Below are 15725 nucleotides of genomic sequence, written 5' to 3' on the forward strand. Positions count from 1 at the left end.
ACCTGAAGGGGTCGTTCAGGGCCTAAGGGGTGGGGCGGGGAGTGTCAGGGGCGCTCGTAGGATCGGGGTCATGGCTTCCTCCGAGACCCGCCCCGAAGTGGACGTCCTCAACCGCGTGTTCGGGTACGACTCCTTCCGCGGGGACCAGCAGGCCATCGTGGAGCACGTGATCTCCGGCGGTGACGCGCTGGTGCTGATGCCGACCGGTGGCGGGAAGTCGTTGTGCTACCAGGTTCCCGCGCTGGTCAGGAAGGGCGTCGGGGTCGTCATCTCGCCGCTGATCGCGTTGATGCAGGACCAGGTCGACGCGCTCACCGCGCTCGGGGTGAAGGCGGGGTTCCTCAACTCCACGCAGGACCCGGGGCAGCGCCGCGCGGTGGAGACGGCCTTCCTCTCCGGCGAGCTGGACCTGCTCTACCTGGCGCCGGAGCGGCTGCGCGTGGAGTCGACGGTGCGCCTGCTGGAGCGCGGCACGATCTCGTTGTTCGCGATCGACGAAGCGCACTGCGTCTCCCAGTGGGGCCACGACTTCCGGCCGGACTACCTGGCGCTCTCTGAGCTGCACGAGCGCTGGCCGGACGTGCCGCGCATCGCGCTCACGGCGACGGCGACGAAGGCGACGCACGCGGAGATCGCGACGCGGCTGAACCTGACCGAGGCCAAGCACTTCGTCTCCAGCTTCGACCGGCCGAACATCCAGTACCGCATGGTGCTCAAGGACGGCGGCGACCGGCAGCTGCTGAACTTCATCCGCACCGAGCACCCCGGTGACGCGGGCATCGTCTACCGGCTCTCCCGCGCGTCGGTGGAGAAGACGGCGGAGTTCCTGAGCCAGAACGGGATTCCGGCCGTGCCGTACCACGCGGGGCTGGACGCGGCCACGCGCGCGCGGCACCAGTCGCGGTTCCTGCGCGAGGACGGCCTGGTGGTGGTCGCGACGATCGCCTTCGGCATGGGCATCGACAAGCCGGACGTGCGCTTCGTGGCCCACCTGGACCTGCCGAAGTCGATCGAGGGCTACTACCAGGAGACGGGCCGCGCTGGCCGCGACGGACTGCCCTCGACGGCGTGGATGGCCTACGGGCTGGCCGACGTGGTGCAGCAGCGCAAGATGATCGAGACCTCGGAGGGCGACCGCGCGCACCGCAGGAAGCTGACCATCCACCTGGACGCGATGCTGGCGCTGTGCGAGACGGTGGCCTGCCGCCGCGTGCAGCTGCTCAACTACTTCGGCCAGACCGGCCAGGCGTGCGACAACTGCGACACCTGCCTGACCCCGCCGGAGTCCTGGGACGGCACGATCGCGGCGCAGAAGGTGCTCTCCACGGTGTTCCGCCTGGACAAGGAGCGCGACCAGCGCTTCGGCGCGGTGCAGATCGCGGACATCCTGCTCGGCAAGCGCACGGCCAAGGTCGAGCAGTACCGGCACGACCAGCTCAGCGTCTTCGGCATCGGCACGGAGCTGGACGGGCCGGAGTGGCAGGGCGTGATGCGCCAGCTCATCGCGCAGGGCCTGCTCGGCGTGACCGGCGAGTACGGGGTGTACGTGCTCACCGAGGCCAGCGACGACGTGCTGGGCCGCAAGCGCGAGGTCATGCTGCGCCGCGAGCCCAAGCGCGCGCCGAAGGCGGCGAAGACCGCGCGCGGCAAGGCGGCCGTGGTGGACCTGCCCGCCGAGGCGGCGCCGGTGTTCGAGCAGTTGCGCGCATGGCGGGCGGCGGCGGCGAAGGAGCAGGGCGTGCCCGCCTACGTGATCTTCCACGACGCGACGCTGCGGCAGATCGCCACCGACGCGCCGAAGACGCTCGCCGAGCTGGGCGGGGTCAGCGGGGTCGGCGAGAACAAGCTGGCCAAGTACGGGCAGCAGATCCTGGACACCCTGCACGCTTGATTCGGCGCGCTCGGTTCGACCGAGTCCGCGCTGGCGTTGTGGCTGCGCGGACTCGGTTAGACCCTGCGCGTGCCGTCCTTGGCTGGGCGGGCACGGAGGTATCCCGGCCCACGCGAGCTGGCGTATGGCACGCGCACCCCAGGTAAAGCCTCGGTTGTGTTGCGCCCCTTGCGTTCCAGCTCACCCGGCTCGCGACGTACTCGGTGCCGCGCACGCCAGGTTGCGCGCATGCCGAATACACCTCCGTTCCTGTTGTCGCGCGTGCTTCTATCCCCTGAGTCGTGGGTCGACTCTGATGTTGCGCAGGGGTTTCTGTTCCGGGTCCACCCACGGTGGTGGGATGAAGTCCGGCCGCCCGTCCTCGGCGAAGACGATCTTCCAGTCTTCTTCGTGGATCACGTGATGGTGGTGCGAGCACAGCAAGACCATGTTCCCGAGGTCGGTCGGCCCTCGGTGCTGTGTCCAGTGCAAGACGTGGTGGGCTTCCGTCCACGCCGGTGGCCGATCACATCCGGGGAAGGCGCATCCCTTGTCCCGCACCGCCAGCGCCCGCCGAAGAGGCGGCGGCGCGGTCCGAACAGAGCGCCCGTAGTCGAGGGGGATGCTTTCGCCGTTGAGGACGACGGGGATGAGTTCGGCGTCGCAGGAGAGCTGCCGCAACAGCGACGCGGTCGCTTCACCGTCCCAGTCGGTGTAGCCGGTGCGGACCTTCTCTTCCAGCCAGTCCAGGCGCATGGTGACGACCATCTGCGGGCGAACCCCGCCGCTCATCGGCAGGTCCTTGGTCGACATGGCGATGGTGATCAGCTCACACAGTCCGTCGGCGTAGCGCTGCTCGGGCGTGCGCGGATCTTTCTCCCCACCCACCGGCCGGGGTTTCGAGACGGCGTGCAGGGCTTCTTCGACCATCGCGCCTTCCAGGGGAGGGAGGCAGCCGTTGAAGACGAGCCAGCCGTGCTGGTTCTTGGTCATCTTCCACGACCGAGCCTTCACACCCTCCTGCTCATCCTTGAAGGCACCGTCCTGATCAAAATGCGACCGCAACCGCTTCCCCGCATACGTCAACTCCTGCGGAGTGAGAGCGGGGGCGTAGGTCAACAGCGTCTTCTCGGCCAACTCCGCTTCGGCGGCGGGGATGTTCTGGATGACATCGGAGATGATCAACGCATGCTCACCACTCAAAAGGCCGGAGTACACGGCATCCCGGGTCTGTGGCACGCCAGGCAACTCGGCCACCAGGCGAGAGCGTCGCTTCGCTTCCGCCGGAGAAATCCTCAACCGCGACCGCAACAAGGTCGCGATGTTCCGACACCCCAGCGAGGTGTGCAAGCCACGCTCCTCCGCGTGCGTTGCCGCGTCAGTCTTCACAGCGGTCACCAAGTTGGAGAGGGTTTCCAGGCCGTCCAGGAACGCGAGGTGTTCTTCCTCGGAAAGCGTGTAGACGTCTTGTACTTGGAGATGATCTAGCAATGTTGACTGGAGTTCTGCGATATCCAACATGATCACACCTCCCTTCCTGTTGGATACCCTAATTTTAGCAAGTCCTGTGAGAGCGTCAAATCCGTTGCAGCGCAACAACAACGAGAACTTTCAGCCGCGAGCGAAACCGGGTCGGCTTTACCTGGGGTGCGCGTGCCATACGCTCGTCCGCGTGGGCCGGGATACCTCCCGTGCCCGCCCGGCCAATGAGGGCACGCGCAAGGGGCCCCAGGTCAAGCCGACCCCCACGCTGGTACCGGTGCGATCGGAAAGCTCAGCCGAACTCACCGCTGGTACCGGTGCGATCGGAAAGCTCAGCCGAACTCACCGCTGGAACCGGTGCGATCGGGAAGCCCAGCCGCACCCGCCGCTGATACCGGTGCGATCGGGAAGCCCACGCCCACCGCTGGAACCAGCGCGAGCTGGAAATCCTGCGACAAGAACCAGTCCAGCAAGCCACAATGCGAACATGGCCACTGCTCTCCCCGCCGCCTTCGTCCACCAGCACAGCGCCCGCGACCAAGTCTGGCTCGACAACCTCCCCGGCTTCGTCGAGGACTACCTCGACCGCTGGGACCTGCGGCCGGACGGACCGGCGGGGCACGGCATGGGTTCGCTGGTGCTACCGGTGCGGCGCGCGGACGGAACGCCCGCCGCGCTCAAGATCGGCCGGGTCATCGAGGAGAACGAGGGCGAGGCGGCCGTTCTGCGCGCGTGGAACGGCGACGGTGCGGTGCGGCTGCTTGCCGAGGACCACGACCGCAGGGTGTTGCTGCTGGAGCGACTGGACCACACGCGTCCACTGTCCACAATGGAGGACGAGTGGGCGGCGCTTGACGTGCTGGTGGAGCTGCTCGGCCGGATCTCGGCGGTGCCGCCGCCCGCAGGGCTGCGTCGGCTGGGCGATGTCGCGGCGGCGATGTTGGAGGACGTGCCGCGACTGCCGGACCCGGCCGAGCGCGCGCTGCTGGACACCTGCGCCGGGGTCGTGCGCGAGATCGTGGACGAGCCGGGAGAGCAGCTGCTGCACTGGGATCTGCACCAGGGCAACGTGTTGGCGTCCCTGCCGGACTCCGGCCGTGAACCGTGGCTGGTGATCGACCCGGAGCCACTGGTCGGTGACCTGGGCTTCGACCTGATGTCCGCGTTGGCGGACCGGTGGGACGAGGTCGTGGCCTCGGGTGACGTCGCGGGAGTGGTGCGCAGGCGCTTCGACGTGATGACCGACGGGCTGGGGCTGGACAGGCAGCGCGCGTACGGGTGGACGCTCGCGCGGGTGTTGCAGAACTGCCTGTGGGACGTGGAGGACGGCGAACCCGAGCTGAACGCGGCCCAGGTCGCCATCGGACAGACGCTGATCGCGGCCTACGACAGGTAGGAGTCCGCTCGCGAAGGTCTTGTGCGCGGCCGGGTCGCCGCGCCGCTCGGCGTGGTCACCGACAGCGGCCAGCCCGTCGGAGCGCAGTTGCATCACAACGGAAAGTTGGCTTGTGCGGCTGCTCACACAACCTGGACACCGCGAACCGCGTCATCTTCAACGTCACCATCACCACAGGGGAGAAGCACATGGCGCGACGCATCTCGATCGCGGTCGGACTGGCCGTCGTGGCCGCACTGGGGCTCAGCGCGTGCACCACCGGCTCGCCCGCCCAGCAGGCCGCGAACGCCGCCGCGCCACGGCAGGAGACCAAGCTCGTCGTCGAACCCGCCGACAAGGCCACCGGTGTCGCTCCGGCGGCGCCGCTGAAGGTGAGCGTGACGGGCGGCAAGCTCGGCGACATCAAGCTCACCGGCGCCGGGGGCAAGCTGCTCGCGGGCGCGCTCTCCGAGGACAAGACCACGTGGACCGCGACCGAGAAGCCCGAGTTCGACGCCGAGTACACCTTCTCCGGCTCGGCAACCGGTGCTGACGGCAAGCAGTTGCCGGTGAACAGCGGATTCCGCACCGCGAAGCCGCGCGTGCCGGTCACCGTCAGCCCGCGGGTGAACGACGGCGGCACCTACGGCGTCGCGCAGCCGGTGTGGCTGGTCTTTCCCAGCCCGGGCGTCAAGGCCGCCGACCGCGCCGCCGTCGAGAAGGCCGTGACCGTCGAGAGCACGCCGAAGGCCGAGGGCTCGTGGGGCTGGATCGACGGCGAGAACCTGGTGTGGCGCCCGAAGGAGTACTGGCAGCCCGGCACCAAGGTGACCGTCCGAAGTGGACTGCGCGGCGCGCACCTCGGCAACGGCGCCTACGGCAAGAACGACTTCACCGTGACCTTCACCATCGGCCGCAACCAGGTGGTGCGCGCGGACACCGACCAGCACCGGCTGATCGTCGAGCGCGACGGCAAGGAGTTCCGCAACTACCCGGCCAGCTACGGCCGCGAGTCGGACCCGAAGCTGGTCACCCGCAACGGCCGCTACTTCATCATGGCCAAGCACGAGCAGTACTTCATGCAGCGCTTCGAGTTCAACGCGCACTGGGCGCTGCGGCTGTCCAACAACGGCGAGTTCATCCACGCCAACCCGGACTCCGTCGCCAGCCAGGGCCGCAACAACGTCTCGCACGGCTGCGCGAACCTGTCCATGAAGGACGCCAAGGACTACTACGCCACCGCCCTCGAAGGCGATCCCGTCGTGGTCACCGGCTCGTCGATCGACCTGCCCGCCAAGGGAGCCGACTTCTGGGCCTACCCGTGGGACAAGTGGACCGCCCTCTCCTCCCTCAAGGGCTGACCCCGCGTCGCCGTCAAACGCACCGAACGCGTCGTTCAGGGCTCCCGAACGCACTGAACGGGTCGTTCGGGGCGGAGGCGGAGTGCGGGGGACGGCCGGATATCCTGGTGCATTGGGGAAGGCGGTGCGGATGCCAGCGCGCAAACCTGCGAGCGGACCTGAGCTGGAGCGGCTCGCCGCGATGGCCGGTGCCGCGTCGGCGGAGGCCGCGGTCGTGTCGGGGCCCGAGGACGGGGACGGGCCCGCGCGCGACCTGACGGCCGGGGCGTTCTTCGACGTGGACAACACGATGATGATGGGCGCCTCGATCTTCCACTTCGCGCGCGGACTGGTGGCGCGCAAGTTCGTCTCCGCCTCGCAGCTGGCCGGGTTCGCCTGGAAGCAGCTGAAGTTCCGCGTCGGCGGGCGCGAGGACCAGGGCAGCATCGACTCCAGCAGGGACCAGCTGCTGGCCTTCGTGGCCGGGCGGACCGTGCGGGAGCTGTCGGAGGTCAGCGAGGAGATCTACGACGAGCTGATGGCCGACAAGATCTGGCCGGGCACCAGGGCGCTCGCCCAGAAGCACCTCGACGCCGGGCAGCGGGTCTGGCTGGTCACCGCGACCCCGGTCGAGCTGGCCTCGATCATCGCGCGGCGGTTGGGCCTGACCGGGGCGCTGGGCACGGTCGCGGAGAGCGTGGACGGCGTCTACACGGGACGGTTGGTCGGCGGCCTGATGCACGGCCCGGCGAAGGTGCACGCGGTGCGCGCGCTGGCCGCTCGCGAGGGGCTGGACCTGCGGCGCTGCACGGCCTACTCGGACTCGCAGAACGACGTCCCGATGCTGACCGCGGTCGGCACGCCGGTCGCGGTGAACCCGGACTCCGGGCTGCGCCGCATCGCGCGGGCCAAGGGCTGGGAGGTCGAGGACTTCCGCACCGGCCGCAAGCTCGCCCGCGTCGGCGTGCCCTCCGTGCTCGGCGCCGGGGCCGTGATCAGCGCCGTCGCCGCAGGGCTCGCCCGGTCCCGGAAATAGCCTGTAACAACACTGTGCGTGCACGACGAAGTACCCGTCGTGAGAATGACTGGACTCGTGCCACCGGTGGTCCTCGCGGTGCTGGCCGGGGTCGTCCCGGCCACCGCGGTGCCCGCCACCCCTGACCCCGCCGGGGCCGTCACCCTGGTGACCGGCGACCAGGTCCGGCTGCTGCGCCAACCCGGCGGAGCCCCCGGCGTGGTGATCACCCCCGGGCCGGGGCGGGAGCACGTGGGCTTCGTCCGCGAGGCCGGTCCCGGCGCCGCGGACGTCTCGGTCATCCCCTCCGACGCGACCGCGCTGGTCGAGCAGGGGCGCCTGGACCGCCGCCTGTTCAACGTCTCCGAGCTGAGCCGCCGCAAGGACGAGGTGCCGCTGATCGTCACCTCGGCCGGCCCGCCGCCCGGCGCCACCAAGGTCCGCGACCTGCCCAGTGTGGACGGCGTCGCGGTGAAGCAGAACCGCAAGCGCGCCAAGGACTTCTGGGACTGGATGACGCGCTCCGCCCCGGCGACCAAGGTGTGGCTGGACGGCATCGGCAAGCCCGCCGTGGACACCAGCGCGCCGCGCGTGGGCGCTCCGCGCGCGTGGGAGTCCGGGTTCACCGGCAAGGGCGTGACCGTCGGCGTGCTCGACTCCGGCATCAAGGCCGACCACCCCGACCTGGCCGGGAAGGTGGTGGAGGCCAAGGACTTCACCGGTACTCGCCCCGACGCGCGCGACGACCTCGGTCACGGGACGCACGTCGCGGGGATCATCGCCAGCGGCTCCTCCACCTACCAGGGCGTCGCCCCGGAGGCGAAGCTGATCAGCGGCAAGGTCTGCGTCGACTACGGCTGCCCGGACTCGGCGGTGATCGCCGGGATGGAGTGGATCGCGCCGAAGGCCAAGGTCGTCAACCTCAGCCTCGGCGGCGGGGCGACCGACGGCACGGACCCGGTCTCCCAGGCGCTGAACCGGCTTTCCGCCCAGCACGGCACGCTGTTCGTCGTGTCGGCGGGCAACGACCGCAACCTCGACGGAGCCGACCCGCTCGCGTCCGTGACCGCGCCCGCCTCCGCCGACGCCGCGCTCGCGGTCGGCAGTGTGTCCAAAGAGGACACCACGAGCGCGTTCTCGCCGCGCGGACCGCGCATGGGCGATCTCGCGGTGAAGCCGGACATCGCCGCGCCCGGCTCGGAGATCGTTTCCGCGCGTGCGCCCGGCACCCGTGACGGCGACCTCGCGCCGGTGGACGGCCTGCACACCACGCTGTCTGGAACCTCGATGGCCGCACCGCACGCCGCCGGAGCCGCCGCGCTCCTCGTGCAGCAGCACCCGGACTGGAAGGCCGACCGGCTCAAGGCCGCGCTGACCGGCTCGGCGCTGCCGACGGCCGACGCGTTGGAGCAGGGCGCGGGCAGGCTCGACATCGGCCGCGCGGTGACGCAGGCGGTGAGCGCGGTCTCCGGCGGGGTGAGCTTCGGCTTCCTTTCCTGGCCCTACAAGCGTTCCGAGCCCAAGACCGTGGCCTACCGCAACGACGGAACGGCCCCGGTGACGCTCGACCTGGCCACCACCGGCCCGTTCGCGGCGGCTGCTCCGAAGCTCACCGTGCCCGCCGGTGGCACCGCCAGCGTCGGCGTGCTGGCCGACCCGGCCAACAAACCCGTTGGCAGGCACGGCGGTCGCTTGACGGCCACCGCGCAGGGAGTCGTCGTGCAGACGGCACTCGCGGTGGTGCTGGAGGGCGAGAGCTACGACGTGAAGGTCGAGCTGATCAGCCGGACCGGGCGCCCCAACAGCGGCGTCGTCAAGGCGGTGAACACCGAAACCGGTGCGGCGTACGGACTCCGGCCCAACGGCAGCACGCGGCTGCCGAAGGGGCGCTACGACATCAACGCCTTCGAGGCTTCTGACGACCCCGGCAACAAGGCGCAGCCGCTCGCGGTGACCGCGCTGTCCAAGCCGGGCTTCGTGGTCGGCAAGAACGCGGTGATCACGTTGGACGCCAGGCAGGGCAAGCCGATCCGCGCGGCCGTGGACCGCCCGGGCGCGAAGTTCACCTTCGGCCAGGTCGCGCTGCTCTCCGGCAAGGGGGAGCGGATCAGCTCGCTCGGCTGGACGGCCGGGCCGACGCACCAGCTGTACGCGGTGGGCACGGACGCCAAGGTGACCGACCACACCTACGCGTTCACCTTCCGAGCGGGCCTCGCCGACCCGTCCACGTCCGCGATCTACCAGCTGGCGTTCCTGGAGCGCGGCCGAGTCCCGGCGAACGCGGTCTACCGGGTGCGCGACCACGAGCTGGCCAAGGTGGAGTCGCGCTACTACGCGCAGGGCGCCGCGGGGAAGGCACTGCGGGCCGACTACGCGCGGCTCGCCGTGCAGGAGCCCGGGATCGGCGTCTACGAGACCACCGACCACGTGATGCCCAGCAAGCGCACGGAGTTCTTCACCGCCAACCCCGACGTAACGTGGCGGCACGTGCTCGCGTCCTTTGTGGACGGTGAGGACTCGGAGAACACGTGGTCCTACCGGACGTACGAGCCCGGCGCCTACCTGGTGGGGTGGAACAAGGGCGCCATGGGACCGGCCTTCGGCAACGCCGGGGACGGCTGGGGCGTGCAGCGCGCGGGCGACCAGCTCACCGTCGGCGTCCCGCTGGTCTCCGGCAGCGACCCCGACCAGTACACCTCCCCGGCCGAGGCGGTCACCGGCACGACCACGCTGACCCGCGTCGGCGGAGCGCCGGAAAGCGTTCCTGGCGCGGGAACCGCGAGCTTCACGATCCCGGACGGGCCCGCGCGCTACACGCTCCGCGCCGAGGCCACGCGCTCGGTGCCGTGGTCGGTGATCGGGACGAAGGTCGACACCACGTGGACCTTCGCCGAGCCCGGCGCCCGCGCGGGCTCCCCGGCACCGCTGCCGCTGATGGTGGTGCGGGCCAGCGGCGCGGTCGACGACCAGAACCGCGCGCTCGGCCGGATTCACCCGCTTTCCCTTGTGGTGCAACGGCAACCGGGCTCGACGCGGTCGGAGGTCGCGAAGCTGTCGCTGGAGGTCTCCTTCGACGACGGCGCGAACTGGCGCTCGGTGCCCGTGCTCCGGATCAACGATCGCGGGTTGGCCGTCGTCGACCATCCCGCCGGTTCGGGATTCGTCGGCCTGCGCATCGGGGCGACCGACGCGGCAGGCGGATCGGTGACGCAGACAGTTCTTCGGGCTTATCGGTTCTAGTTCCGGACGGCGTATATAGGGTCCGCGAGCGCTGTCGGTGTTGCGTCGATTCCAAATTTCCTCTGGAGGCGCTGACCTGCGAAAAGTCAAGTGGATCACCGTACTGGGTGGATGCAGTTGGTGTGGTTTGCCCGAATTGTGACCCCGTGTTAGAACCACCGAGAAACCGAGAGTTCTCGGTGGTTCGACTTTTCGCCAGAGCACTGGGGGAATGAATGCGAGTGGTTTTCAGTGCTGTTCGGGCACTGGTTGTCGGGGGAGTGGTGTCGCTGGTGTGCGCGAGCACTCCGGCGTGGTCCGATCCGCAGCCCCGGCAGGGCAATCCGCCGGGGACCCTGTCACAGGACTACGTGGACCGGGTCAACGACGCCCTGCGGAGCAACCGGGACGAGTGGGGCGACGCGCTGCTGGCGCGGCCCAACGGCCCGACGTTGGAGGCGATGCGGCCGCTGCTGCAACCCGCCAACAACATCGGCAGCCTCACCGAGAGCGGCTTCCACTACCTCCCGCTGACCTACCCGCGCCCGGTCGCGGGCACCTGGCAGGCCAAGCGCGCGTTCTCCCTGCACGTGGCCGATGGCAGCACGCTGCTGACGAACTGGGCGCGGGACCGCAGCCCGCAGAGCGTGTCCTTCCTCGTCGGCCAGGACGGCACCGAGGTCTACGGCAGCAACCAGGCGCGGTTGAACACCCCCGCGCTCGCGGACGGTTTCCTGCCCGTGCTGGAGAACACCTACACCGACGGCACTGGCGCGAAGGTCGAGCGGACCTCGTTCGTGCACCGGGTCGGCGGTGACGACGGGCCGCTGGTGAGCCACGTGAAGCTCACCGTGACGCCGCAGAAGGGCAAAGCCACCAAGGTCGCGCTCGGCTTGGACACCGCTGGCGTGAACGACGTCGAGGCCGAGGACGGCCGCCTGACCCGCGACGGCAAGACCTACGCGGCGTTCAGTCCCGGCGGCGGTTGGGACTCGCCGCGCCTCACCTACCGCGTCGCCGCTGGCAAGCAGCAGAGCTTCTACTTCGTGGTGGCCAACCAGCCCAGCGATCTCGGCGGGGTCAAGGCCGACGCCGCGGGCTTCGACGCCGCGCTGGCGAAGGTCAGTGCCTACTGGAAGAAGACGCTCACCGAGGGCGCTGAGGTGAAGGTCCCGGAGACCTACGCCAACGACGCGCTGAAGAACATGGTTCTGCAGAACCTGGTGATGAGCTACCAGCAGAGCATCGGCAACGGCTACGAGTCCACCGACTCGGTCTTCGCGTTCGTGCCCGAGGTGGCGCTGTCGATCCGCGCGCTCGGCCTCACCGGCCAGTTCACCGCCTACCGCGAGAGCCTTCAGGAGCTGTTGCGCCGGGGCCAGGGGCCGGAGTACTTCCCCAACTGGGAGATGGGGATCAAGCTCCAGGAGGCCGCGAACTACCAGCTGTTGACCGGCGACCGGAGCTTCCTGGACGCGAACCTGCCGCTGTTCACCGGCTACTTGGACGACTTCACCGCGCAGCGCGCGAAGGACCCCAACGGCCTGCTCGCCAAGCAGCGCTACGGCACCGACGTGGACGGCCTGATCTACGGGCTGCACCACCAGGCGCAGGGCTGGCGCGGCATGCGGGACTTCGGCATAGCGCTGCGCCAGATCGGCCAGACCGAGCTCGCCGACCGCGTCGCGGCGGAGTCGGCGAGCTTCCACGCGGCGCTGACCAAGGCGATCCGGGCTTCGCAGCACAAGCTCTCCGACGGCACGCTGTTCGTGCCGATGTCGTTGCTGGACCCCAACGCGGAGAAGCCCTACGACTCGCTCACCAGGAGCTGGGACGGCAGCTACTGGAACATCACCATCCCGTTCATCCTGTCCACCGGGATCTTCGCGCCGGGCAGTCCCGAGGCCAAGGGCATCCGTGACTACGTGCTCAAGCACGGCGGGCGCTTCCTCGGGCTGACCAGGTTCAACCTCAGCACGATCGACCCCGGCACCTGCTACTCCGGCAGCGTCGGCGCTTTCCCGTTGAACGCGCCCGGCTACAAGAGCAGCGGCTTCGACGAGCAGTACGGCTTCGGCTGGTCGAAGTTCCTCTCCGACAACCACGACCGCGACCTGCTGGCGCTGCAGTTCTACGGCAAGCTCGCGCACGACCTCACGCCCGGCACGTTCATCGGCGGCGAGGGCGCCACGATCGCGCCGTGCCCGGAGATGGGCGAGTACTACCGCAGCCAGTTCTTCCCGCCGCTGTCGGCGAACAACGCCACCTACGTGCAGACGATGCGTTCGCTGCTGGTGACCGAGGACAACGGCCCCGACGGCACGCCCAAGCGGCTCAACGTCATGCCGAGCGCTCCGCGTGAGTGGCTGCTCAACGGCAAGACCACCTCGGTCGAGCGCCTGCCCAGCATGTTCGGTCCGGTGTCGTTCTCCGTCACCTCGAACCTGGCGCAGGGCAACGTCACCGCGACCGTGACCCCGCCGCCTGCTCAGTCCGGTCGTCCCGCCGCCACCGACGTCGTGCTGGCGCTGCGCCCGCCCGCCGGGCACAAGCTGGTGTCCGCGACGGTGAACGGCGCCTCCGCCAAGGTCGACGCGGCGAAGTCCACGGTGAATCTGGGCGCCCTCCGCTCGACCGCCACCGTGCGCGCCGAGTACCAGGCCGTCCCCGTCGAGGACCCCGACCAGGCCCGGCCAACCGCGCTTTCGGTTGACCGCAAGCTCTTCCGACCCGGCGAGACGGTCAGCCTGTCCGGCAGCGTCGAGGCGCTCGGCTCCGCGACCGTGCGCGGCAAGGTTTCCGTGACCGCGCCGAACGGCTGGACCGTCGAGAAGGCCCTCACCGATTTCGCCGTTCCCAGCGACGGTGTGATCCGCGGCCAGGCGTTCACCACTGCGCTGACCGTTCCGGCCTCGACCTCGCCGGGTGACTACGACATCACCGTGACCACGACTCCGAGTTCCGGCAAGCCGCGCTCGCACAAGCTGCCGATCCGCGTCGCCGTTCCGTCCACAAAGGACTACGCGACCCTGGTCAAGGACGCCAAGCCGATCACGTACTGGCGCATGGACGACACCGGTGTCAATGTCTCCGACGTGTCGCCGAACAACGTCAACGGCCTCTACCAAGGTGGCGCGCTGCGCGGCGAACCCGGTGCCATCGCGGGCGATCAGAACACCTCGGCTCGCTTGATCGGCGGCTTCGTCGAAGTGCCGAACGCCCGCCCGTTCAGCTCCGTGGCCGCCTACACCCACGAGGCGTGGATCAAGGTGACCGCCGCCGTGCCGCAGAGCTTGATCGAGAAGTACGACGCCCCGGGCCACCGCGGTTTCGTGCTCCGCCTCGGCGCGGGCAACAAGCTCTACGCCGAGATCCTGGGCGCCCCCGGCCAGCCGATCACCGAGGTCACCGGCACCACCACCGTGACCCCCGGCGAGTGGCACCACGTCGCCGTGACCTTCAACGGCTCCAAGCTCGCCGTCCACCTCGACGGCCGGGTCGACGCCGAGGTCAAGGCCACCGCGCCCCCGGTCGCCGGCGACTCCAGCCTCAAGATCGGTGCTCGGGGCGACGACCTCAACCAGCGCCTGTCCGGCTGGGTGGACGAGGTCGCGCTCTACGACCGCGAACTGTCGCAACGAGAGATCGACTCGCACTACGTGAAGGGCAAGCTCGGCAATCCGTGAGGATCGTGGCCCCGGGTCGGCTGATTCCCTGCGTGGGGTCGGCTTGACCTGGGGCCCCTTGCGCGTGCCCTTGGGCCTTTCAGGGGCACGGGAATGATCCCGGCCCTCGCGGGGAAGCGTATGGCACGCGCACCCCAGGTAAAGCCTCGGTTGTGTTGCCGCCCTTACGTTCCAGCCCGGTTGCGTGCGCATGTCAATACACCTCCTTATCCCGTCAGTCGTGGGTCGACTCTGATGTTGCGCATCGGTTTCTGTTCGGGGTCCACCCAGGTCGGCGGGATGAAGTCCGGCCTACCGTCTTCGCCGAAGGCGATCTTCCAGTCCTCTTGGTGGATAACGTGATGGTGGTGCGAGCACAGCAAGGTCATGTTGTTCAGGTCGGTCGGCCCTCGGTGCTGTGTCCAGTGCAAGACGTGGTGAGCTTCCGTCCATGCCGGGGGCCGATCACATCCGGGGAACGCGCATCCTTTGTCCCGCACGGCGAGTGCTCGTCGTAGGGGTGGTGGTGCGGTTCGGACTGAGCGCCCGTAGTCGAGGGGGATGCTTTCGCCGTTCAACACGACGGGGATGAGTTCGGCGTCGCAGGCGACCTGTCGCAGGAGTGAGGCGGTGGCTTCGCCGTCCCAGTCGGTGTAGCCGGAGCGGACCTTCTCTTCCAGCCAGTCCAACCGCATCGTGACAACCATCTGCGGGCGCACCCCGCCACTCATCGGGAGATCTTTGGTGGCCATCGCGATGGTGATGAGTTCGCACAAGCCGTCGGCGTAGCGCTGCTCGGGCGTGCGTGGATCTTCCTGACCACCGACCGGTCGCGGTTTCGACACGGCGTGCAGGGCTTCTTCGACCATCGCGCCTTCCAGCGGCGGCAGGCATCCGTTGAAGACGAGCCATCCGTGCTGGTTCTTGGTCATCCTGAACGAGCGCGCTTCGACCGCTTTCTGCTCGTCTGTGAACGCGCCCTCTTGATCGACGTGGGAGCGGACTCGTTTGCCGAGCTGCATCAGCTCGCGTGGGGTGAGCTCGGGTGCGTGCTTGAGCAGGGATTGCTCAGCTTCGTCGGCGACCTCGGCCGGGACGTTCTTGATGACATCGGCGATGATCGCGGCGTGGTCGCTGCTGATCACGCCTGCGTACAAGGCGTCTCGCGTGTCGGGCACACCGGGCAGGTCTTCTACGAGTTGCGAGCGTCGCTTCGCTTCCGCCGGAGAAATCCTCAGGTGTGACCGCAACAGGGTCGCGATGTTCCGACACCCCAGCATGGTGTGCAGGCCACGATCCTCAGCATGCGTAGCGGCGTCGATCTTCACTGCCGTCAACAAATTCGTGATGGTCTCCAGCTTCACCAGGAACGCCAGATGCTCATCCTCAGACAACTGACAGACATCGCTTAGTGCGAGATGATCTAGCAAAAGTGACTCGATAGCGTTGGTATCCAACATGATCACACCTCCCTTCTTGTTGGATACCTCAATTTTAGCAAGCCCTAAGAAGACGTCAAATCCGTTGCAGGCTAAAGAGAAACGCGACTTTCAGCTGACAGAGAAACTGGGTCGGCTTTACCTGGGGTGCGCGTGCCATACGCTTGTCCGCGTGGGCCGGGATTCATCCCGTGCCCGCCCGGCTAATGAGGGCACGCGCAAGGGGCCCCAGGTCAAGCCGACCCCCGCGCTGGAACCAGCCGTTCCCCCGCTGGAAGCCCAGCTCGGCAGACCTGGAAACCCAGCTGGAACGAGCTAAA

Annotated in this window: 8 protein-coding genes; 6 read left to right on the plus strand and 2 right to left on the minus strand. The window is 68.8% G+C overall.

What is annotated here, in order from left to right:
• Positions 1 to 70: 70 nt before the first annotated feature.
• Positions 71 to 1891: a DNA helicase RecQ gene (gene recQ, locus CCN37_RS07905; protein WP_086820023.1), complete on the plus strand. Its 1821-nt coding sequence runs from the start codon at positions 71 to 73 to the stop codon at positions 1889 to 1891.
• A 267-nt stretch (positions 1892 to 2158) separates the two neighbouring features.
• Here the strand turns inward: recQ and CCN37_RS07910 are convergent, their stop codons facing one another.
• Positions 2159 to 3469 (minus strand): HNH endonuclease signature motif containing protein, encoded by a 1311-nt coding sequence (locus CCN37_RS07910; RefSeq protein WP_143261484.1) that lies wholly within the window; start codon positions 3467 to 3469, stop codon positions 2159 to 2161.
• A gap of 370 nt (positions 3470 to 3839) precedes the next feature.
• Here CCN37_RS07910 and CCN37_RS07915 point away from each other — a divergent pair, with 370 nt between their 5' ends.
• The 5 genes from CCN37_RS07915 to CCN37_RS07935 all read left to right on the plus strand — a co-directional run bounded on the left by CCN37_RS07915 (position 3840) and on the right by CCN37_RS07935 (position 13987).
• Positions 3840 to 4748, plus strand: coding sequence for an aminoglycoside phosphotransferase family protein (locus CCN37_RS07915; protein WP_086820025.1), 909 nt, complete (start codon positions 3840 to 3842; stop codon positions 4746 to 4748).
• 188 nt (positions 4749 to 4936) lie between these two features.
• Positions 4937 to 6088 carry an Ig-like domain-containing protein gene (locus tag CCN37_RS07920; RefSeq protein WP_143261485.1) on the plus strand — a complete coding sequence of 384 codons (1152 nt, stop codon included), beginning with the start codon at positions 4937 to 4939 and terminating at the stop codon, positions 6086 to 6088.
• A 130-nt stretch (positions 6089 to 6218) separates the two neighbouring features.
• On the plus strand, positions 6219 to 7103 hold the full coding sequence (locus tag CCN37_RS07925; protein ID WP_086820027.1) for an HAD family phosphatase: 885 nt from the start codon (positions 6219 to 6221) through the stop codon (positions 7101 to 7103).
• 45 nt (positions 7104 to 7148) lie between these two features.
• A complete protein-coding gene (locus CCN37_RS07930; protein WP_086820028.1) occupies positions 7149 to 10322 on the plus strand; it encodes a S8 family serine peptidase in 3174 nt (1057 codons plus the stop codon).
• 263 nt (positions 10323 to 10585) lie between these two features.
• Entirely contained in the window at positions 10586 to 13987 is a 3402-nt protein-coding gene (locus tag CCN37_RS07935) for a LamG-like jellyroll fold domain-containing protein (protein WP_168200568.1), read from the plus strand.
• 206 nt (positions 13988 to 14193) lie between these two features.
• Here CCN37_RS07935 and CCN37_RS07940 read toward each other — a convergent pair whose 3' ends face one another.
• Entirely contained in the window at positions 14194 to 15426 is a 1233-nt protein-coding gene (locus CCN37_RS07940) for an HNH endonuclease signature motif containing protein (RefSeq protein WP_143261486.1), read from the minus strand.
• Positions 15427 to 15725: the final 299 nt, after the last annotated feature.

The sequence above is a fragment of the Allokutzneria sp. NRRL B-24872 genome (assembly GCF_002155965.1).
In the GTDB taxonomy this organism is placed as follows: Bacteria; Actinomycetota; Actinomycetes; order Mycobacteriales; family Pseudonocardiaceae; genus Allokutzneria.